Annotated in this window: 20 protein-coding genes; 9 read left to right on the plus strand and 11 right to left on the minus strand. The window is 58.4% G+C overall.

What is annotated here, in order from left to right:
- Positions 1–55 precede the first annotated feature (55 nt).
- From infC to AC0V6K_RS04045, 4 genes are all read left to right on the plus strand, one after another.
- Positions 56–574 (plus strand): translation initiation factor IF-3, encoded by a 519-nt coding sequence (gene infC / locus AC0V6K_RS04030; RefSeq protein ID WP_472625031.1) that lies wholly within the window; start codon positions 56–58, stop codon positions 572–574.
- 277 nt (positions 575–851) lie between these two features.
- A complete protein-coding gene (locus AC0V6K_RS04035; protein WP_472625033.1) occupies positions 852–1979 on the plus strand; it encodes a DUF547 domain-containing protein in 1128 nt (375 codons plus the stop codon).
- A gap of 253 nt (positions 1980–2232) precedes the next feature.
- Positions 2233–3429, plus strand: a complete 1197-nt coding sequence (locus AC0V6K_RS04040; RefSeq protein ID WP_472625035.1) for a DUF547 domain-containing protein — start codon at positions 2233–2235, stop codon at positions 3427–3429.
- A gap of 31 nt (positions 3430–3460) precedes the next feature.
- Entirely contained in the window at positions 3461–4687 is a 1227-nt protein-coding gene (locus tag AC0V6K_RS04045) for a DUF547 domain-containing protein (RefSeq protein WP_472625037.1), read from the plus strand.
- Between the two features lie 3 nt (positions 4688–4690).
- Here the strand turns inward: AC0V6K_RS04045 and AC0V6K_RS04050 are convergent, their stop codons facing one another.
- Complete coding sequence (locus tag AC0V6K_RS04050; protein ID WP_472625039.1) at positions 4691–5296, minus strand: GNAT family N-acetyltransferase; 606 nt, start codon at positions 5294–5296, stop codon at positions 4691–4693.
- Positions 5297–5394: 98 nt separating this feature from the next.
- On the opposite strand from AC0V6K_RS04050, the gene AC0V6K_RS04055 reads away from it, so the two are divergent.
- On the plus strand, positions 5395–6828 hold the full coding sequence (locus tag AC0V6K_RS04055; protein ID WP_472626016.1) for an SLC13 family permease: 1434 nt from the start codon (positions 5395–5397) through the stop codon (positions 6826–6828).
- Positions 6829–6834: 6 nt separating this feature from the next.
- Here the strand turns inward: AC0V6K_RS04055 and AC0V6K_RS04060 are convergent, their stop codons facing one another.
- The 3 genes from AC0V6K_RS04060 to AC0V6K_RS04070 form a co-directional block, all read right to left on the minus strand.
- Positions 6835–7575, minus strand: a complete 741-nt coding sequence (locus tag AC0V6K_RS04060; protein ID WP_472625041.1) for a DNA/RNA non-specific endonuclease — start codon at positions 7573–7575, stop codon at positions 6835–6837.
- Positions 7576–7687: 112 nt separating this feature from the next.
- Positions 7688–8704, minus strand: a complete 1017-nt coding sequence (locus AC0V6K_RS04065; protein ID WP_472625043.1) for an adenosine deaminase — start codon at positions 8702–8704, stop codon at positions 7688–7690.
- Positions 8701–9282, minus strand: a complete 582-nt coding sequence (locus AC0V6K_RS04070; RefSeq protein WP_472625045.1) for a phosphoribosyltransferase — start codon at positions 9280–9282, stop codon at positions 8701–8703. The genes AC0V6K_RS04065 and AC0V6K_RS04070 overlap by 4 nt, the downstream gene beginning before the upstream one ends.
- 255 nt (positions 9283–9537) lie before the next feature.
- Here AC0V6K_RS04070 and AC0V6K_RS04075 point away from each other — a divergent pair, with 255 nt between their 5' ends.
- From AC0V6K_RS04075 to AC0V6K_RS04085, 3 genes are read left to right on the plus strand one after another with little or no spacing between them, the layout of a single operon-like run.
- Entirely contained in the window at positions 9538–10860 is a 1323-nt protein-coding gene (locus AC0V6K_RS04075) for a cystathionine gamma-synthase family protein (RefSeq protein WP_472625047.1), read from the plus strand.
- A gap of 51 nt (positions 10861–10911) precedes the next feature.
- On the plus strand, positions 10912–11736 hold the full coding sequence (locus tag AC0V6K_RS04080) for an SDR family NAD(P)-dependent oxidoreductase (protein WP_472625049.1): 825 nt from the start codon (positions 10912–10914) through the stop codon (positions 11734–11736).
- Between the two features lies 1 nt (position 11737).
- Positions 11738–12571, plus strand: coding sequence for an energy transducer TonB (locus AC0V6K_RS04085; protein WP_472625051.1), 834 nt, complete (start codon positions 11738–11740; stop codon positions 12569–12571).
- A gap of 11 nt (positions 12572–12582) precedes the next feature.
- Here the strand turns inward: AC0V6K_RS04085 and AC0V6K_RS04090 are convergent, their stop codons facing one another.
- The gene (locus tag AC0V6K_RS04090) at positions 12583–13116 is read right to left on the minus strand and encodes a J domain-containing protein (RefSeq protein WP_472625053.1); all 534 of its coding nucleotides are present in this window, start codon (positions 13114–13116) and stop codon (positions 12583–12585) included.
- Between the two features lie 137 nt (positions 13117–13253).
- On the opposite strand from AC0V6K_RS04090, the gene AC0V6K_RS04095 reads away from it, so the two are divergent.
- Positions 13254–13460 (plus strand): hypothetical protein, encoded by a 207-nt coding sequence (locus tag AC0V6K_RS04095; protein WP_486172559.1) that lies wholly within the window; start codon positions 13254–13256, stop codon positions 13458–13460.
- Here AC0V6K_RS04095 and pal read toward each other — a convergent pair.
- The 6 genes from pal to AC0V6K_RS04125 are packed head-to-tail and all read right to left on the minus strand — an operon-like array spanning position 13450 to position 17853.
- The gene (gene pal / locus AC0V6K_RS04100; RefSeq protein ID WP_472625057.1) at positions 13450–13980 is read right to left on the minus strand and encodes a peptidoglycan-associated lipoprotein Pal; all 531 of its coding nucleotides are present in this window, start codon (positions 13978–13980) and stop codon (positions 13450–13452) included. The genes AC0V6K_RS04095 and pal overlap by 11 nt on opposite strands.
- A gap of 47 nt (positions 13981–14027) precedes the next feature.
- Entirely contained in the window at positions 14028–15434 is a 1407-nt protein-coding gene (gene tolB / locus AC0V6K_RS04105; protein ID WP_472625059.1) for a Tol-Pal system beta propeller repeat protein TolB, read from the minus strand.
- On the minus strand, positions 15431–16234 hold the full coding sequence (locus AC0V6K_RS04110; RefSeq protein WP_472625061.1) for an energy transducer TonB: 804 nt from the start codon (positions 16232–16234) through the stop codon (positions 15431–15433). Before AC0V6K_RS04110 ends, tolB begins: the two co-directional genes overlap by 4 nt.
- A 13-nt stretch (positions 16235–16247) precedes the next feature.
- Positions 16248–16637 (minus strand): ExbD/TolR family protein, encoded by a 390-nt coding sequence (locus AC0V6K_RS04115; RefSeq protein WP_472625063.1) that lies wholly within the window; start codon positions 16635–16637, stop codon positions 16248–16250.
- A 59-nt stretch (positions 16638–16696) separates the two neighbouring features.
- A complete protein-coding gene (gene tolQ, locus AC0V6K_RS04120; RefSeq protein WP_472625065.1) occupies positions 16697–17404 on the minus strand; it encodes a protein TolQ in 708 nt (235 codons plus the stop codon).
- On the minus strand, positions 17401–17853 hold the full coding sequence (locus AC0V6K_RS04125) for a YbgC/FadM family acyl-CoA thioesterase (RefSeq protein ID WP_472626018.1): 453 nt from the start codon (positions 17851–17853) through the stop codon (positions 17401–17403). The genes tolQ and AC0V6K_RS04125 overlap by 4 nt, the downstream gene beginning before the upstream one ends.
- Positions 17854–17918: the final 65 nt, after the last annotated feature.

Consider the following 17918-nt stretch of genomic DNA (forward strand, 5'->3'; position numbering starts at 1 on the left):
TCAAGACTCAGGCTACATCAGGAGAAACCACATAGCCCGTCCACCTCGGCGTCAGATGGCCCCGCCTACGAAAAGCGGCCCTCGTTATGATCAGTTTATTCAAGTTCCCAAGGTCCGCGTTATCGATGACGAAGGCGAGAACCTTGGCGTGATGTTCACCAATGAAGCGGTCGAGCAGGCGCAGGACAAGGGTTTGAACCTTGTTGAAGTTTCGCCCAACGCCGATCCGCCGGTGTGCAAATTCCTTGATGTCGGCAAGTACCGCTTCGAAGCGCAGAAAAAGGCGAACCTCGCCCGTAAGACGCAGAAGACGCAGGATATCAAAGAAGTCAAAATGCGCCCCAACATCGACACGCACGATTACGATGTGAAAATGCGCAACGTGAACAAGTTCATCGGCAACGGCGACAAGGTGAAGGTCACCTTGCGCTTCCGCGGCCGCGAAATGGCGCACCAGCATTTAGGCATGGACCTACTCAAGCGAGTGCAGGACGATGTGGCGGAAATCGCCAAGGTCGAAGCCTTCCCGCGCCTCGAAGGCCGTCAAATGCTGATGGTGCTGGCGCCGAAGTAGGCCGGCAAACGATTGAAATCACAAGGGCGGGTGATCTCCGGATTGCCCGCCCTTCTTCAATTTGAGACGACAAACAGCGACCGCAATCGACAAACTGCAATATGCAACCGATTGGCGGGAACACACGTATGCTTCTTTAAGTTATACAATCAGTCACGCGGCGGCTACGGCTCCCCCCTGTTTCAACCGGGTCGTCGCAGGCAACACGCCACGTGACCTATGGCCCGTCTTTAATCCCCCAAAAGACGGGCCCATTTTTGAGAAAGGTTTGAAGACTGTGACGATATTCCCCGCCCGTTCTCAGGCTCTCGCCCTTGCTTTCGCCACGAGCGTGTTTGCGCTTTCCGCCCCTGCGTCCGCGCAAAGCAGCGAACCGCAATTTGCGACCTTCGCGCCCAAAGGCAATCCTATCGTTCACACGATCGACTATTCGATCTGGGACGAAGCCATGAAGTATCTGGTCATCTCGATGGGGCCGTCCACACGTGAAAGCGCGGGCCGGCCTGATCCCGGTTTCGGTTCGCGCCGCCAATATGGCCACGTGTCGCGCTACCGCCTTGAAGGGACGCGGGTGATGTTCTCGTTCCTGGACCGGAACATCATCAACAGTTTCACTGAGTATCGCCGCGACTTGGAAGCCACCGCTGACAAGCTGGATATCCAGTCGCTCAGCCGCAATGAGCAGCTGGCGTATTGGATCAACCTCCACAATGTCGCGATGATGGAGCAGATCGGCAATGCCTGGCCTGTGCGCCAGCCGCGCGAAATCAAGATTGATGGTGTGCCGCTCGATGATGCCAAGTTCATCACCGTTGAAGGCGTGAAGCTGAGCCCCAAGGATATTCGCACAAAGATTGTCTTTCCCAACTGGAAAGATCCTGCAGTCATGTACGGTTTTTGGCGCGGCGACATCGGAAGCCCTGCGCTGCAGCGTGAAGCGTTTAGCGCCAACAATGTTGGAATCCTGCTTGATCGCGGCGCCCGCGAGTTCGTGAACTCCCTGCGCGGCACTCAGAAGATTGGAAAGAAGCTTCAGGTCTCTGAAGTCTATCTGGAAGCGGCGCCATTCTATTTCGACGATTTCGCGGACGACCTGCGCTCTCATATTGAGAAGTATGCCGAGCCTGAGGTCAAAGACATCCTGACCCGTACGACCAAGACCGAAGCTTCGATCACCGAATATGACATCGCCGATCTTGCCGGCGGCGTGCGTGAACCATCATACACCAACATCACATCGGATGGCGTGTCGACCAGCTTCCGCATCCCGCAAAGCATGGCGCGCCTGTTAGTGCAGCGCCAGCGCAAGCTCGACGAGCTGATCCGCGATGGCAAGCGCACCGGCACTGTAACGGTCGGCACGATCAATCTTCCTGGTCAGGAGAATGACGGCGAAGTCCAATAATCCCGCCTCATCACGAACCATAAAGCAAAAGGCCGCCAAGCAATTGGCGGCCTTTTTCGTGTGCTCAATTAGAATTTCCCAAAAGAGCCAATAAATCATCCTTTCAAGCGGGGGAGCGAAAATTGCCAGTCGGAACTGGCGCACACATTGGTCATTGAAAAAGAAAGATAATTTTGAGAGACTATGTAACATCAAGCACCAAAGGTCCTAGTTTTGTCTTACCCTCTATCCATCCTTAGACAGGAGTCGCCTGATGCAGCGGTTTTCGTATTGTAAGTTTGGTCTCCTTGGCGCCTTGGTCTCAGCGATGGCGATGCCCGCTTTGGCAGAGGCCGAAGTGATCCCCTCAAGCGACTACGTCCAAGACACCAAACCGGAGACGCAGCAGGCTATTCTCGTCGCCGAGGAAAGCCCTTTTTCGACTTTCAAACCAAGCGCTAATCCCATCCGCCACAGGATTGACTATTCGCTTTGGGACCATGCTCTGCGCAACACCGTTTTCTCGATGGGACCTTCGATCCGCAAGTCACTAGGCAAACCAGTCCCCGCCACAGGATCACGCCGGATCTATGGACCAGACTCACGCTACCGGCTTGAAGGCTCGATGATGCTCTTCAGCTTTTTTACCAAAGACGTGATCGACAGCTTTGCCGAGTATCGCCGTGATTTGGAGGCGACAGCTGATATCCTCGATATTCAATCACTCTCTCGCAACGAACAGTTGGCCTATTGGTACAACCTGCACAACGTCGCGATGGTTGAGCAGATTTCAGCAAACTGGCCCATGCGCCAACCGCGGAAATTCAAGATCGATGGTGTGCCTCTCGATGATGCCAAATTCATCTCAGTCGAGGGTGTCAAACTGAGCCTGCGTGATATTCGCGAAGAGATTGTCTTCAAACACTGGAAGGACCCTAAGGTCATTTACGGCTTTTGGCGTGGCGAAATCGGCAGCCCGGCGCTTCGACGTGAGGCGTATAACGCGCGGAATGTTTCGGGACTTCTCGACAGCACCGCCCAGGAGTTCATCAACTCGCTGCGCGGCACCCAAAAACGCGGCAAGCGGCTTGATGTATCAGAGCTCTACGCTGAAGCGGCGCCATTCTTCTTTCCTGACTTTGAAAATGACGTGCGCGCGCACCTCGCTATCTATGCAGGCGAAGACGTAAGCGAGATCATGGCGAAAACCGAGGAAACGCGCGCTGTGATCCGTGAGCATGATATTGCGGATTTAGCTGGCGGAGCGCGCGAGCCGAGTTACACCAATCTGGTCGATGGGCAGACCGGAAGGCCGCGAAGCTTCCGCATTCCGGCATCAATGGCGAATCTGCTGGAACAGCGAACGCGCAAGTTCGAGTGGATGGTCCGCAACGGTATCCCGACAGGCACGGTGACATTCAGCGATATCGATTTGCCTGGCCAGGACAAAAACTCGAGCGAAGTTAAGTAGCGACCCTATCGAACTCACAAGGAGACTTGACGTGAAGCACTTGCCCCACGTGCGTGCCGTAGCAGCTGTTTTGGCAGCCTCGTGCCTTTGCGCACCACTTGCAGCAGAAAGCACGGAGGCGGTGTCTTCTGTTACGCTGAAATCTGCGCAGCAGAGCGCTCCTTCAACAGGCTCCGAAAATCCCTATTCACGGTTCGCCCCCGCAGCCGAAAGGCGTGAGCACCGAATTGACTATGCGCATTGGGACGAAGCGCTCGATTGGTTTGTCATCCCGATGGGGCCTTCATTGCGACAGGGGGCACGCCGGGTTGATCCGGGAACGGGCACGCGGTTCGTGTACGGCCACACCTCACGCTATCGCCTTGAAGGCAATCGCGTGGCGTTCTCATTCCTGACACCGGGTATTCGCAAGGCGATAACCGAGTATCGTCGGGATCTGGAGCGGGTGGGCGGTTCGCTCGAAGTGAGCACTCTTCCCCGCAATGAGCAGCTCGCCTTCTGGATCAACCTGCACAATGTGGCGGTGATTGAAGCGTTGGCGAGCGAGTACCCGATGCGCGAACCGGCTGAACGGCGTTTTGGATCGAATAATGCGACGCTTCAGGATGCCAAGTTGGTTACCGTGGGCGGAGTGGAGTTGAGCCCGCGCGATATTCGCGAGAAGATCGTTTACCCGAACTGGAAGGACCCGCGCGTCATCTACGGCTTTTGGCGCGGTGAAATTGGCGGACCGTCTTTGCAGCGCACAGCGTTCAACGGCGCAAATGTAGATTTCCTGCTTTCGCTGGGTGCCGAAGAATTCGTCAATTCGCTGCGTGGTATAGAGGCGTGGGGCAAAGAGCTGCGCATCAGCAAGATTTACCAAGAAGCGCAGCCGTTCTTTTTCACCGATGACCAATCAATCCGCGCGCACCTTGGCAAATTTGCGCGAGATGATGTGAAGAAACTGATCTCGAAGAAAGAGCGCGTTGCCTTCAACCGCTACGAGGGCGACATTGCGGACATGATCAACGGACGCAGCGATCCTGGTCTTACGAATGTCTGCCTGCAAGGGCGCACTGGTGGCGGAATTCCGACCAATGGTGCGAACCCGGAAGGTCTATGCGCTGCCGAGAAGGTGGTTGTGGACCGTGCCGCGCAACGATTGATGTTTGAGCGCGCACAGAAGCTGAACCGCGCTTATCGCAAAGGCATACGCACTGGCACGGTCACGGTTGGTGACTACGATCCCAGCGCTCCTCCTAAAGAGGTTCAGTAAAGGTCAGGGTGCCGGGTGCACCATGGTCCAAAATTTGGGCCCGCCTCCAGGCACTGACCATTCATCGGTGATGGTGAACCCGAGCCGGGTGTAAATCGCGACATTACTCTCAGTCGCGGTTTCCAGCAGCACACCGCATCCGTCTGCTGCGGCGCGGGCTATCCCGTCGCGCACGATGGTGCCGCCCCATCCCTTCCCCTGAGAATCCGGCGCAACACCTACATAGCGCAAGTAGTGGTAAGGCTGCGGATCGGGGTGCCGTGCGTACATGGCCTCGGCAACTTTCAAGCCGCGTGGCAGCGCCGTCTTAAACACTCCAGCCAGCCGCAGATCATCCCACAAACGCACACGCATTTGATCCCTAACCACACCGGGCGGATACCACAGCGCGGCTGCCTCGCTTGCTGACGAGGTGTAGGCATTACCGTGCCGCAGCGACTGCTCGATCATCACGTTGAAGAAGCGAGGCAGAACTCTGAAGCGAACATCAGGATCAGGCAGTATCCAAGCAAGCGCGGGATCATCCTGAAAGGCCTGCGCCAAAGTTTGCGCGATCTGTCGTTCGTTTGGTTGGCCCTCGACAGGAGATATCGTGCGGTCTTCGCTCATAGATACGACAGTACCGGATGAGCCGCCGGTCCGCCAATTTTTCTGGGGCGGTTGACGGAGCGCTCGACGTCACCGATGGACACAAGACGAACTTGGCGATGGTATTTGCAGGAGCACCAACTTTGACAGCCCGCCGGATCGGACTGGTCTTTGGACCGCTCATCTTCGCTATCACCGCATTCACTGCCCCACCTGCAGGGATGAGCGCGGAAGCGTGGCTGGTTGCCGGATTGGTCGTTTGGATGGCCAGTTGGTGGATGACAGAGGCAGTGCCGCTGACCGCGACGGCATTGCTGCCATTCGTAGTTCTCCCGTTCGGCGGCATTTCGAATGCACGCGAAACAGCGAGCACCTACTACTCACCAATCCTTTTCCTGCTTCTGGGCGGAGCGTTTATCGCCCTCGCAATCGAACGCACGGGGCTGCACAAACGGCTTAGCCTCTCGATCTTGAAAGCGATCGGCAGCAAGGGCGGACAGACGCAATTGCTGCTTGCCTTCATGATCAGCGCAGCGCTGCTCTCGATGCTGATTTCCAACACGTCGACCTCTCTCATTATGATGCCGATGGCGCTGGCCGTTTTGGCAGGCGGCGGCATGCTGGAAGATGATCGTGAAGGCCTATCAGGCGCCCTGCCTATGGGTATCGCTTTCGCTGCCAGCATCGGTGGGCTTGGCACGCTGGTTGGCTCACCCACCAATGCCATCGCTGTCGGGTTGCTCGACACAAGCATCGGGGTCGAGATCAGCTTTATCCAATGGTCGATGTACGGCTTGCCAATCGTCATTCTTGGCGTGCCATTAGCGGCGTTTATCATCGCCAAATTCCAGCACGTCGCGGACCATCCGTTTGATGTCAGCGCAGCCCGCGCGGCGATAGACACGCATGCGGGTTGGAGTTTGGCGGAAAAACGGCTGATCCCGGTCGTCTTCCTTACCTTTCTCGCATGGATGACGGTGCCGTGGGTGAAAGACTGGATGCCCGCCGGATCATGGACCAATGGCACCATCGCGGTGATTGCCAGCTTCGCGCTGTTCCTACTGCCGGACGGCACGGGGCGACCGCTGCTGATCTGGAAAGAGGCCGACCGTGCGCCGTGGGGCGTGATCATGATGTTTGGCGGAGGCCTCGCGCTCGCGGCTGGCATGCAGAAGTCGGGGCTCGCCGATTGGCTGGGTCAGGCGCTCTTGCCGCTCGAAAACTGGCCATTGATTGCCGTCGCGATTGCGGTGGTGGGGATGATCGTCGTAATCACCGAGTTCGCCAGCAATGTCGCGACCGCGAGCGGGATCATACCCGTAGTAGCCGCTCTTGTGGTGGCGTTGGGTGCGGACCCAATCCTGCTCGCTATGCCAGCCGCGCTTGCGGCCAGCTGGGGATTTATGCTGCCCGCTGGGACAGGCCCGAATGCCATTGCATGGTCGACGGGCCGCATCCGGATAGAACGGATGGTGGGCGCAGGGCTGGTGCTCGATCTTGTCGGGATTTTCCTGATCGTTGGCGTGGTCTTCGCGATTGCGACCTTCGCCTGAGGCCCCTCACCACATCTTGCCAGCGCGCTTTTTATAGTTGTGCAGATCACCGCCTGAAATTCGGTCCCAAAACCGTCCGCCTACGATCTGTTCGGCATCATATGTCTTGACGAGGAAGCTTTCGAGCGGCTCGGTCTGCTTCTTGTTCGGAATTTCAAACGTCCATAGCCGGAACCGGCCCCGCTTGTTCTCCACCAGAACGCTTTTGATAAAGGCATGTGGCACGGGAACGCTGATCCCGAAGTCTTCCTGCTCCTTACCGATCCGCTCCACCTTCTCGCCAAAATAGAAAACCGGACAAGTCAGCACATAAGTTTCCGCTGTGCTGGGACGCTTATCAAGCTCCCGAATTTCATGCTCGAGATCGCGCCAAATCCCCTGATTGAAACGCGGCGCTTGCGGCGACATATTTGACAGCAGGAAGGTCTCCGAGTTTTGGATTTCCTGCAGATCCTGATTGGCACTCGCCACCAGATGACCACGATCGAATCCACTGCCGACATAGGCTTTCAGACCGGCACGGAATCTCTTGGGAATACGGGTGTCGGCGCGAAATGCATCCTTGCGTTCAACACCATCCAAATCATTGACCAATTCGCGGTCACGATTGATGATTTCCAGCGTCCACTTGGCCTGCCGGAAGTACCATGAATAGCCGATGGTGAAATGCCGCCCGGTCAGGATTTGATCGCAGACGGGCGCGCCGTAACGCAGCTCGCGCTGCATCTGGAACGGGTCGTTTGTCATAAGCCTCTCCCCTGTCCGCCCATACAGGGCAGACCGAATACTCAGAATGCGACCGGTTTTCTTATGATCGTATCAGACAGGAAAGCGGTTCAACTGACTACTTCCTTTTTTCTCAAGCCCCGGCGGCGACTGCGCGCACCTTAGCTATATGCTCGGCCTTCTCTTCGTCGCTCAGGAATGATCCCTCGAAGGAGTTGACCGCCAGCGCGGTGATATCCTGGGCGCTGAGGTCGAGTGCATCGGTGATCGCGCGATAATTGTCGTTGATGTAGCCGCCGAAATAAGAAGGATCGTCGGAGTTGACGGTCGCCTTGATCCCGCGCTCCAGCATGCTTTTGACCGGACTGTCGGCAATATCGTCGATCACGCACAGTTTGAGATTGGAGAGCGGGCACACAGTCAGCGTCTGCCCATCGTCCACAATCCGTTCGACCAGTTTGCTGTCTTCCAGTGCGCGGTTACCGTGGTCAATGCGGTCGATCTGAAGCGTGTCGAGCGCCTGCCACACATATTCGGGTGGTCCCTCCTCGCCAGCATGTGCGACCAGTTTCAAGCCAAGCTCACGCGCCTTCGCAAAAACACGCGCAAACTTCTCCGGCGGATGGCCGACTTCGGAGGAATCCAGTCCCACCCCTTCAATCCGGTCGAGCCATGGTGTCGCCTCTTCCAGCGTCGCAAAGGCTTCCTCTTCGGAGAGATGCCTCAGGAAGCACATGATGAGCTTATGCGTGATGCCGAACTTGTCCTGCCCGTCATCCAGCGCGCGCAGGATACCGCCAATGGCCTTTTCAAACGGAACACCGCGTTCGGTGTGACCTTGCGGATCAAAGAAGATCTCGACGTGACGCACATTGTCTGCGTTGACCCGCTCCAAATAGGCCATCGTCAGATCGTAGAAGTCTTGCTCCTCGACCAGCGCGCCCATGCCCAGGTAATAGAGGTCGAGAAACTCCTGAAGGTTGGAGAAATTGTAGGCCGCCGCCACCTCCTCGACACTGGCATATGGCAGCGTCACACCGTTGCGCTTGGCGAGCGCGAACATCATCTCCGGCTCTAGCGAGCCTTCGATATGCAGGTGCAGTTCGGCCTTGGGGATCGCGTCGATCAAGGCATGGCGGGTATCAGTCATTGGTTCTTTCCACTCAGTCTTAGAATTTCGTCCGCGGCGGGCTTGTTCGCCCGGATTTCATCATCGGTAAGCCCGTCCAGCTCATGCGGAAAGATCAGCCAATCCTCGGTTTGGCGGATGAAGAAATCAGGGGTCAGCTCGGTCTGGTTCTTGCTCGGCTTGTAAAACACGGTGGCGATCTTGATCGTGCCTGGCGTGTTGCGGCGACAGCGTTTGGTCAGCTCGTTGATAAACGCCTCAACCGATTTGCCGGTGTCGAACACATCATCGACGATCAGCAGCGAGTCCTCAGCATTGAGTGTGTCGATCAGATATCCCAGTGCATAGACCTTCACCAACCGCGCCTGCTGATTGATGCCGGTATAGGACGATGTGCGGATGGCGATATGGTCGCAGTCATAACCGCGCCGTTCGAGCAGCTCTTGAACCGCGATCCCGATGGGCGCCCCGCCCCTCCAGATGCCGACGATGTGCGTCGGGACAAAGCCGGATTCGACCACTTGGTTGGCGAGCGCAAAGGACAGCTCGAGCAGCTCGTTGGCATCGAGATAAATCTTCGTAACGGCTTTGGGGTCCACGGCATGTCCTGTGCTGGCTTTGCATCACTTATGGCACAGCGACACCGCAATGGTGAAGCGATTTTCCCCGCCCTTCGCGCGATGGTGGATGGCCTACCGAACCGGTTGCAACTGATACCAGTTAGCGGTAATTGACAGGCATTGCATGACCGAGGGGGAGATGCGCTTCTGCGGAGGTTAGAAGCGGGTGCCCGTTCCGGCTCTCCAATCGGCTCCTGCCTTCCTGGGAGCGTACTTAAAGGAAGGACCGCCGCGATGACGGACATCCCTGCTGACGCCACCACCACCCCGACCCCGCGCCGCAAGCCCAAGCCAAAGACGACCACGATTGACGGTCGCCCGCTGAAGCCCTCCACGCTGATGATGGGCCATGGCTATGATCCAGAACTGTCCGAGGGCTCACTCAAGGCACCGATCTTCCTCACCTCTACCTTCGCCTTCCCCAGCGCGGCCGATGGCAAGCGCCACTTTGAAGGCATCACCGGCAAGCGTCCGGGTGGCGCGGAAGGCCTCGTCTATTCGCGCTTCAACGCGCCCAACCAGGAAATCCTCGAAGACCGCCTCGCAATCTGGGACGGCGCTGAAGAAGCACTGAGCTTCTCGAGCGGCATGACCGCCATCGCCATCCTGATGCTCGCCGCGTGCAAGGCAGGTGACGTGATCGTCCACTCCGGCCCGCTTTATGCGGCTTCGGAAGGCTTCGTCGCCAAGACTATGGCGAAGTATGGCGTGACCTATATCGATTTCCCTGCCGGCGCGACGCCCGAAGAGCTCGACGCGGTGATGGTCAAAGCGAAGGCGCAGGCCGAAGCGCAAGGCGGCGAAGTGCCGCTGATTTATCTCGAAAGCCCCGGCAACCCGACCAACGCTTTGGTCGATGTGGAAGCTGTGGCTGCAGCGCGCGACAAGCACTTCAATGCAGACCGCTGCCCCATCGCTATCGACAACACCTTCCTCGGCCCCCTGTGGCAGCGTCCGCTGGAGCACGGCGCAGACCTCGTCGTTTACTCACTCACAAAGTATGTCGGCGGCCACTCTGACCTCGTCGCGGGGAGCGTTGCGGGCAAGAAGCGCTTCATCGACGCCATTCGTGCGTTGCGCAACACGATGGGCGGCATCGCCGATCCGAACACCGCATGGATGCTGCTCCGCTCGCTCGAAACCGTGGAGCTGCGCATGCAGCGCGCGGGCGAGAACGCGGCCAAAGTGTGCGAATTCCTCAAGAGCCATCCCAAGGTCGAGGGCCTCGGCTATCTCGGCATGATCGATGATGCGCGTCAGCAGGATATTTATGACCGCCACTGCCTTGGCGCAGGCTCGACCTTCAGCGTCTTCATTAAGGGCGGCGAAGAGGAGTGCTTCCGCTTCCTCGACAACCTCAAGATCGCGAAGCTCGCGGTCAGCCTTGGCGGCACGGAGACGCTTGCCAGCCACCCGGCGGCGATGACGCACCTGTCTGTGCCTCAAGAGCGCAAGGACGCGCTCGGCATCACCGACAACCTCGTGCGCATCAGCATCGGGATCGAAGACCCGGACGACCTGATCGCCGACTTTGCGCAGGCATTGGAGCACGTTTGAAGCATTGCCTTCCCCTTGGCGCGAGCTAAACCTGTGCCGAGGGAGAAAGCAATGAGTGAACGCAAACCCGTATGCCTCGTGCTGGGTGCAGGCGCAGGGATCGGTGGCAACACCGCCAAGCGCTTTGCGAAGGGCGGCTACCACACGGTGCTGGCGCGGCGCTCTGATGAAGAGGGCCTCGCTCGCATGATCGCCGAGATCGAGGCTGAAGGCGGCACCGCCACCGGAACGCTGATCGACGCGGTTCAGGACGGCACGATCGAGGAACTGGTCGAGCAGGTTGAACGTGATGTCGGCCCGATTGAAGTCTGTCTGTTCAACCTCGGCGCGCAGATCGGCAATCGCAAGTTTTTTGACACTCCGCACAAGGCGTTCGAGCTTGGCTGGCGGATGACCAGCTTTGCCCTTTTCCGGCTTGCGCAAGCGATGCTTCCGGCGATGGTCGAGCGCGGGCACGGCACCTTGCTGGTGACTTCAGCCACTTCCGCCATGCGCGGTAATGCAGGTCAGCACAGCCACGCTGCAGCCATCGGTGGGCGGCGCATGCTTTGCCAAACGCTCAACGCCGAATTCGCTCCGCAAGGTATCCACGTGGCACATATCGTGGTCGATGGCCCGGTCGACGCGCCCGACACTCTTGGCAAGCTGCTGGGTGACAAGTTCGAGGCGTACAAGGCATCAAAGGGCGAAGACGGCGTGCTCGATCCAGCCGCGATTGCCGAGACTTACTGGCACCTCGCCCACCAACCGCGCAGCTGCTGGAGTTTCGAGGTCGATGTGCGCCCATGGACCGACACGCCATGGTGGAACGACAATCCGCCGGTTGCGATCAATACGAGCTCGTCAGAACCGGGGTTTCGTGATAAAAAAGAGTGATATGAAGCGTTGGAAGCAAGCTCTTTTCACGTCAGTTGCGTTGGCCCTTACTCCGCAGTCGGGTGTGCTCGCCGCCGAAGAGCTGCTTATTGCTGAACAACAATCTCCTTGGAGAGCTTCGCTTGCTGAAGAAGCTTGCATACTTCAGCGACACTATAGCGTGGCCGACGGGACATTGGTTTTCGAGCTGCGACAAAATGCCCCGGAACACCATTTCGAAATCAGCCTGATCTCCGATCGACTGAAGTTCACGTCTTCGCCTCCTGTAACTCAATTCGGGTCAGGAGGTGAAAAGATGCGACACACCTCATCATTCAACATCAGCAATGGCGATTGGAAAGGATTTCGGTCGACGGTACCGAACGATTACTTCAAGCTTTCTAACGGCGGTAAAGGAATAGTCCCGCTAACCGTTTCTCATGCATTCAAATCCGATTTCCAAATTCCATTGGACCTCGAAGAGCCAATGGCTGTCCTGAATGACTGTATGAGCGCGCTGATAGAATCTTGGGGCCTCGATCCAGATGTTCAACGTTCCCTCAGCCGAAAGATCACCGAGCCGAAGTCATACGGATTCATGCGTCCGATCCTCCGCCGACTGGCCAGCATATCGTCAGGCAGCAAACTACGGACGTTTGATATGAGATTGATCGTCAACCAGGACGGCGAGGTCGATAGCTGCGTTCTGCTAGACGAGCATAGAGGCAGCGACTTCGAGGCGTATGCGTGTGAAAGAGCGATTAAGAACGCTCGTTTTTATCCTGCGCTCGATAAAGTCGGGAACGCCGTCAAGAGCTTCGCCTTCGTGTCTGGCTTCGCAAGTTCATCCCAATAAAGGGTCGCCCTTTACCCCCGCCACTCGCGCTGTTCCTCTGCCGTCCGCAGCACATCATAGGCCAATTGCAGCTTCTGGAACTCCTGTGCGGCTTCTTCGTCGCCGGGTTTCACGTCGGGGTGAACCACCTTGGCCTTCGCACGGTAAGCTCTCTTGATCGCGGTGAAGTCCGCATCGGCCTCTAGCTCCAGCACCTCCAGCGCGCGCATCTCATCGGCGCTGCGCGATCCGTCGCCTGATCCGGACCAGCCATAATGCGAGGCCTCGGCGTATCCGGCGCTTTCCTGCCGCTCGGCCTTGGCCCGCTCTTCCTTCTGCTCTTTGTCGAGCCCTTCGAAGTAATCCCAGCCCTTGTTGTATTCGGCGGCATGCGCCTGACAGAAATACCAGCGGTCCGGGCTGTTGGGGGATTTGGGCGCGGGGCAATCACCTGGCTCATCGCAACCATGCCGGTCGCAGATGCGCACAGTGGTGGTTTCGCGCGAAGAACCATAGGGCCGCCAACGCGGAAAGCCCCAATCATCGGAGCGGCGCGCCTTAGGCATCGGGTGTCATGTTGTTGGTCGAGGGCATTGTGCGGCTAATCTACGCACGCTGGCAGTGAATGCAACGATGTGGGAACAAGTTTCATTGTGAAATGTTGCATTGCAACAGATCATTTAGAAATCCGCGCTAGTGGCGCGTGACCAACGAGAGCAAGAAAGCAAAGTCGATGAGCCGCCAGCTGCAAATTTCCAGCCTGTTTTCAGCGCTTGCGATGGTGAGTCTGTGCCTGACGCTGAGTGTGCGCGACTATGCGGCGGAGTTATCCGCTTCATCAGACGCAGTAGCTGCTCAGGCCGAGACGCTGCCCGGCCTGAACGCTCTATCAGCAAGCCTTACGGATTGATCATCACGCTGGCGGCGCGGCGGTTCTTTGACCATGCCGCCTCGTTCGAAGCGAGCTCTACCGGGCGCTCCTTACCATAGCTTATCACGCGAATGCGCTCGGCTGACACACCCAGCCCCACAAGATAGTTTTTCGCAGCGTTGGCGCGGCGTTCACCCAGTGCAAGGTTGTATTCACGCGTCCCGCGTTCATCGGCGTGGCCTTCAACGGTGAAGGTCAGCTGCGGATAGCGTGCGAAATATGTCGCCTGTGCCTGAAGCGCGGCGGCATCGGCGCTGTCGATATTGAAGCGATCGGTGTCGAAGTAGATCGTCGTCGCGCTGCCCACAGCTCCTTCGAAGTGGCGCTGCGATCCCGGCTGTGGAACCGTTGATGTGGGCGCCGGTGTCGGAGTGGGCGTTCCGGATGTGTCGATCGGACCGGTCGGTGCGGGCGGAAGCTCTGGCGGAGCCTTCTTCGCGCAGGCGGCGATCGTCGCGGTTGAAGCGAGCAGCAGGATCGTTGCAACTGACTTGTTCATAATCCTCATCCTTTCATACGGGGGCAAGCGTAGTCTGTTTGACAGGGTTAGTCACGGATCGGGCCCCAGGCGGGGTCTGATGCGTCAACCGGCGTAGGCAGGCGGCGTTCGTTGCGACCGGTCAGATCGACCTGCCACAGGTTCGATTTGCCCGAATTGCGGGCCGTGCGGAAGAATTGGATGATCCGGCCGTTTGGGGCCCAAGTCGGGGCTTCATCCTGCCAGCCACCGGTCAGCACGCGCAGGTTCCCTCCCGATGGCGTCATGACGGCAATATTGAAGTTGCCGGCAATGCGCGTGAAGGCGATCTGGTCCCCGCGAGGGCTCCATTCCGGCGTGGCGCAGCGTCCTCCGAAGAAGCTGATGCGGCGCTGGTTGCTGCCGTCAGCATTCATCACATAGCATTGCTGCGAACCCGACCGGTCGCTTTCGAACACGATCTTGGAGCCATCAGGCGAGTAAGAACCGGCGATGTCGATCCCCGGTGTCGAAGTCAGCTTTTCGCTTTGTCCGCCGGTCGCGCGCACGCGGTAAATGTCCGTATTCCCTGCAACCGACATCGAATAGAGGATGTATCGGCCGTCAGGTGACCAGCGCGGCGCGAGGGTCGGATTGCGGTTTTCGGTTACCAACGTCTGACGCCCGCTATCGATGTTATAGACGTAAATGCGCGGGTTCCCATCGACATAGGACAGGTACAGGATGTCCTTGTAATCGGGCGAATAACGCGGCGTAAGTGCCGTGGCGCTGCCCAATGTGATAAAGCGGTGGTTCGCCCCATCGCTGTCCATAATGGCAAGACGTTTGACCCGCTTATCCTTCGGCCCTGTCTCGGCGATATACGCAATGCGGCTGTCGAAGAACGGGTTCTCACCAGTCAGGCGCGCATAGATCAGGTCAGAGCATTTGTGCGCCGAGCGACGCCAGTCCTTCGCCTGGACTACCCAGCCTTCCTTTATGAGTTGGCTTTGAAGTGCGACGTCATAAAGGTAGCAGCCTACGACCAGCTTGCCGTCTCCCCGGGCGCGGACATAGCCCTGCACCAGCATCTCCGCCCCGCGCCCGCTCCATGTGGAATAGGTAGGACTAGGAATTTGAGCAAAAGCGGGCTTCGGCAGACTGTCCGGGCCAACCGGTTTGAAGAGGCCATTATTGCGAAGGTTCGCAGTAATCACCCGTGCGATCTCTCCGCCGAGTGCTGTGGTCCCATTGGCATTGGCCGGCGTGGGACGATTTGCATCAGTGGCAAAGGCCGGGATTGCGATGCCAACATCGGAATAGTCAACGTCATCGGTAACGGTGAAGACAAGACCGCCGTCCTCGTCTTCGTCATTTGCGCCCGCAATTTCGGTGGTTTCGACATCAGCGCCTTGTGATTGCGCCTCGCCGAGATCCTGGTTTTGCGCCGCCGCGGGCACCGCAAAAAGGGCCAGTACAAACGGGATCGTTCTCATCGTCCTAGGTTCCTATCAAAACTGAGCGCGCGAACCGAGCGCCAAGCGTTGTAATACTCTTCAGGTAGGTCAAACGGAGCAGCGAGGCGCACTGCGCGCAGGGCAATCTCCGCATGGCGCCCCTTTTGTGATTCATTCGCGGCAGTCACACCAGTCTGGCGCACCACCCTTGGGCTGCCATTCAACGAGCCATCGGGGTTCAGCCTGAACGACACGACTGTAACAAGCTGATCTGCATCGGCGCCAGTTGGCGCTTTGCCGCGCCAGTGTGGCCGCAATTCTCTAATCATCTGAGATTGGATGGAGGCGCGCGCGCTCGCACCGATCTGGCTTGCTGGGATGCGGGTGTCCTGGCTCGTAGGGCTGTTGCCCGGACCGGGAAAAGCATCATCAAACCGTTGGCCGCCCGGATTGCTCGGCGGTGTGCGTGATGGTGCTGAACTTGGCGGAGTGCGCGGTGTCGGCGTCTCGCGCGTGTTCGGCGCGCGGGTAGAGCGCGGCGTCGGCGTGACCGGTTCGTCCTGACGCGTGTCCGGCTCTCGTTCGCTGGTTTCTTCAGGCGGCTCCTCGCCAAGTGTTGACGCGGTGGCAGCGCGCGCTTCTGCCACGGGGTCAGGCGCAGTGGATTCAAGGCTGACTTCGCTGGCAAGACTGACGGTCATCGCGCCGCTATCCGCCACGGGACGGTCTCCGCCCCAGTTGATCTGCATCACCAGCAGCCCCGCCAAGGCCGCGTGCAGCACAATCGCCACCGCGAGGCCGGCTTGGTCAGAACCACGAAATGCAGTCGCTTCTCCCATTACACCACCGGAGCTATTGCTCGGAAACTGAACCGCTGGTGACCAGCGAGATCGAGGTGCAGCCTGCGCGGTTCAATTCACCGAGAACAGCCATCGTCCTGCCGTAGTCCACCGCCTTGTCACCGCGAAACGTGATCAGTGGTTGGTCAACAGCGCCTGCGCAGTCGATTTCGGCCAATGCGGCAGGAAAACCGCCCACGGGCACCTGCGTGTTGTCGATAAAGATCACCCCATCTGCGTTGAGCGATATTGTGACCTGATCCGGCTCCTGATTGACCGGTTCGGCGCGGCTTTCGGGCAGTTCAATTGGCACACCCACGGCGAGCAACGGTGCGGTGACCATGAAGATGATCAACAACACCAGCATCACGTCCACAAACGGCGTGACGTTGATCTCCGCCATTGGCGCGCGGCGCGATCCACGGCCCTTTCGACGGGAACCAGAGGCCAATTGCGCCCCCATCAGGCCTTGTCCAACTCGCGGCTTAGGCCTGCGTGCACCTTGTCGGCGAAGCGCTGCAACTTGGCCTCGTACCGGTTCACGCGGCCCGAAAAGCGGTTGTACGCGATCACTGCTGGGATAGCCGCAAACAGACCGATGGCGGTCGCGAACAGCGCCTCCGAGATACCCGGAGCGACCACAGCAAGCGAAGAGCTTTCCTGCGCACCGATCTGGAAGAAGCTGTTCATGATGCCCCAAACGGTGCCGAACAGGCCCACAAACGGAGCGACAGAGCCAGTCGTAGCGAGAAAGCCCAGTCGGTCGGCTAGCTCATCAGCCTCGTACGCGACTTGGCTTTCCATCGCTGCCGCGATCCGCTGACGCGCGGCGTCCTTGTCAATCTTGGAGCCCGCCTTGGAACGCTTCCATTCGTCGATACCAGCGCCAGCGACCCGCGCGGAGGGCACGCCGCCGCGCACTTCCTTGGTCAGCATCCCCTCGCGGTCCTTGGTCTGCCAAAACTCGCTTTCGTAAGAGCGTGATTTCTTGTCCAAACCGCCCACGCGCAGCGCGAAGGACACAATGATCGTCCAGGTCCAGATGCTGGCGAGCACCAGACCGATCATCACCAGCTGCACAACGATATCGGCATCCAGAAACAGCTCGAGGGGGTCGAGCCGTGTCGGGGCGGCGGCGGCGGCGGCCATCAATTCAATCGGGAAAGTCATGCGTTCTCATTGTCCATGAAAGTTCTGAAAGCGGTGCGCCATTCTTGGGGTTGGCGACGCGGACGGCCGTCTAGGCTGATAAAGCCGACCCGCAGACTAGCTTCGCACAATATCTCTTCATCACGGCGCGCGATCTGATGCATCCGGCACGAGGCCGCGCCAATCTCGATGCAAGTGGTTTCGATCACCACATCATCGTCCAGTTTGGCCGGGCGCAGATACTTCAGGTTCACCTCAGACAGCGCATAAGCGCCCTCGCCGCTCTCGATGGCGGCGCGTTGATCAATGTCGAGCATGCGCAACAGATCGCTGCGCGCCCGCTCAAACCAGCGCAGGTAATTGGCGTGGTAGGTGATGCCGGAAAGGTCGGTGTCCTCGTAATAGACGCGCACCGCATAGAGGTGCCGCGAGCCATCGAAAACGCCGCCGGGGGTGTTGGGCTTAACCATCGGAAGTGTGATTAGCGCAGCGGAATCAGGCATTCCAGCAGCATTTGCGATTTCAGCCTGAATGG

The sequence above is a fragment of the Erythrobacter sp. S43 genome, assembly GCF_057364955.1.

Excerpts from the sequence above, each read along its gene's own strand:
- infC (WP_472625031.1), top strand. The coding sequence starts at position 56 with ATGGCCCCGCCTACGAAAAGCGGCCCTCGTTATGATCAGTTTATTCAA.
- AC0V6K_RS04040 (WP_472625035.1), top strand. The coding sequence starts at position 2,233 with ATGCAGCGGTTTTCGTATTGTAAGTTTGGTCTCCTTGGCGCCTTGGTC.
- AC0V6K_RS04050 (WP_472625039.1), bottom strand. The coding sequence starts at position 5,296 with ATGAGCGAAGACCGCACGATATCTCCTGTCGAGGGCCAACCAAACGAA.
- AC0V6K_RS04055 (WP_472626016.1), top strand. The coding sequence starts at position 5,395 with ATGGTATTTGCAGGAGCACCAACTTTGACAGCCCGCCGGATCGGACTG.
- AC0V6K_RS04060 (WP_472625041.1), bottom strand. The coding sequence starts at position 7,575 with ATGACAAACGACCCGTTCCAGATGCAGCGCGAGCTGCGTTACGGCGCG.
- AC0V6K_RS04065 (WP_472625043.1), bottom strand. The coding sequence starts at position 8,704 with ATGACTGATACCCGCCATGCCTTGATCGACGCGATCCCCAAGGCCGAA.
- AC0V6K_RS04075 (WP_472625047.1), top strand. The coding sequence starts at position 9,538 with ATGACGGACATCCCTGCTGACGCCACCACCACCCCGACCCCGCGCCGC.
- AC0V6K_RS04080 (WP_472625049.1), top strand. The coding sequence starts at position 10,912 with ATGAGTGAACGCAAACCCGTATGCCTCGTGCTGGGTGCAGGCGCAGGG.
- AC0V6K_RS04085 (WP_472625051.1), top strand. The coding sequence starts at position 11,738 with ATGAAGCGTTGGAAGCAAGCTCTTTTCACGTCAGTTGCGTTGGCCCTT.
- AC0V6K_RS04090 (WP_472625053.1), bottom strand. The coding sequence starts at position 13,116 with ATGCCTAAGGCGCGCCGCTCCGATGATTGGGGCTTTCCGCGTTGGCGG.
- pal (WP_472625057.1), bottom strand. The coding sequence starts at position 13,980 with ATGAACAAGTCAGTTGCAACGATCCTGCTGCTCGCTTCAACCGCGACG.
- tolB (WP_472625059.1), bottom strand. The coding sequence starts at position 15,434 with ATGAGAACGATCCCGTTTGTACTGGCCCTTTTTGCGGTGCCCGCGGCG.
- AC0V6K_RS04110 (WP_472625061.1), bottom strand. The coding sequence starts at position 16,234 with ATGGGAGAAGCGACTGCATTTCGTGGTTCTGACCAAGCCGGCCTCGCG.
- AC0V6K_RS04115 (WP_472625063.1), bottom strand. The coding sequence starts at position 16,637 with ATGGCGGAGATCAACGTCACGCCGTTTGTGGACGTGATGCTGGTGTTG.
- tolQ (WP_472625065.1), bottom strand. The coding sequence starts at position 17,404 with ATGACTTTCCCGATTGAATTGATGGCCGCCGCCGCCGCCGCCCCGACA.
- AC0V6K_RS04125 (WP_472626018.1), bottom strand. The coding sequence starts at position 17,853 with ATGGTTAAGCCCAACACCCCCGGCGGCGTTTTCGATGGCTCGCGGCAC.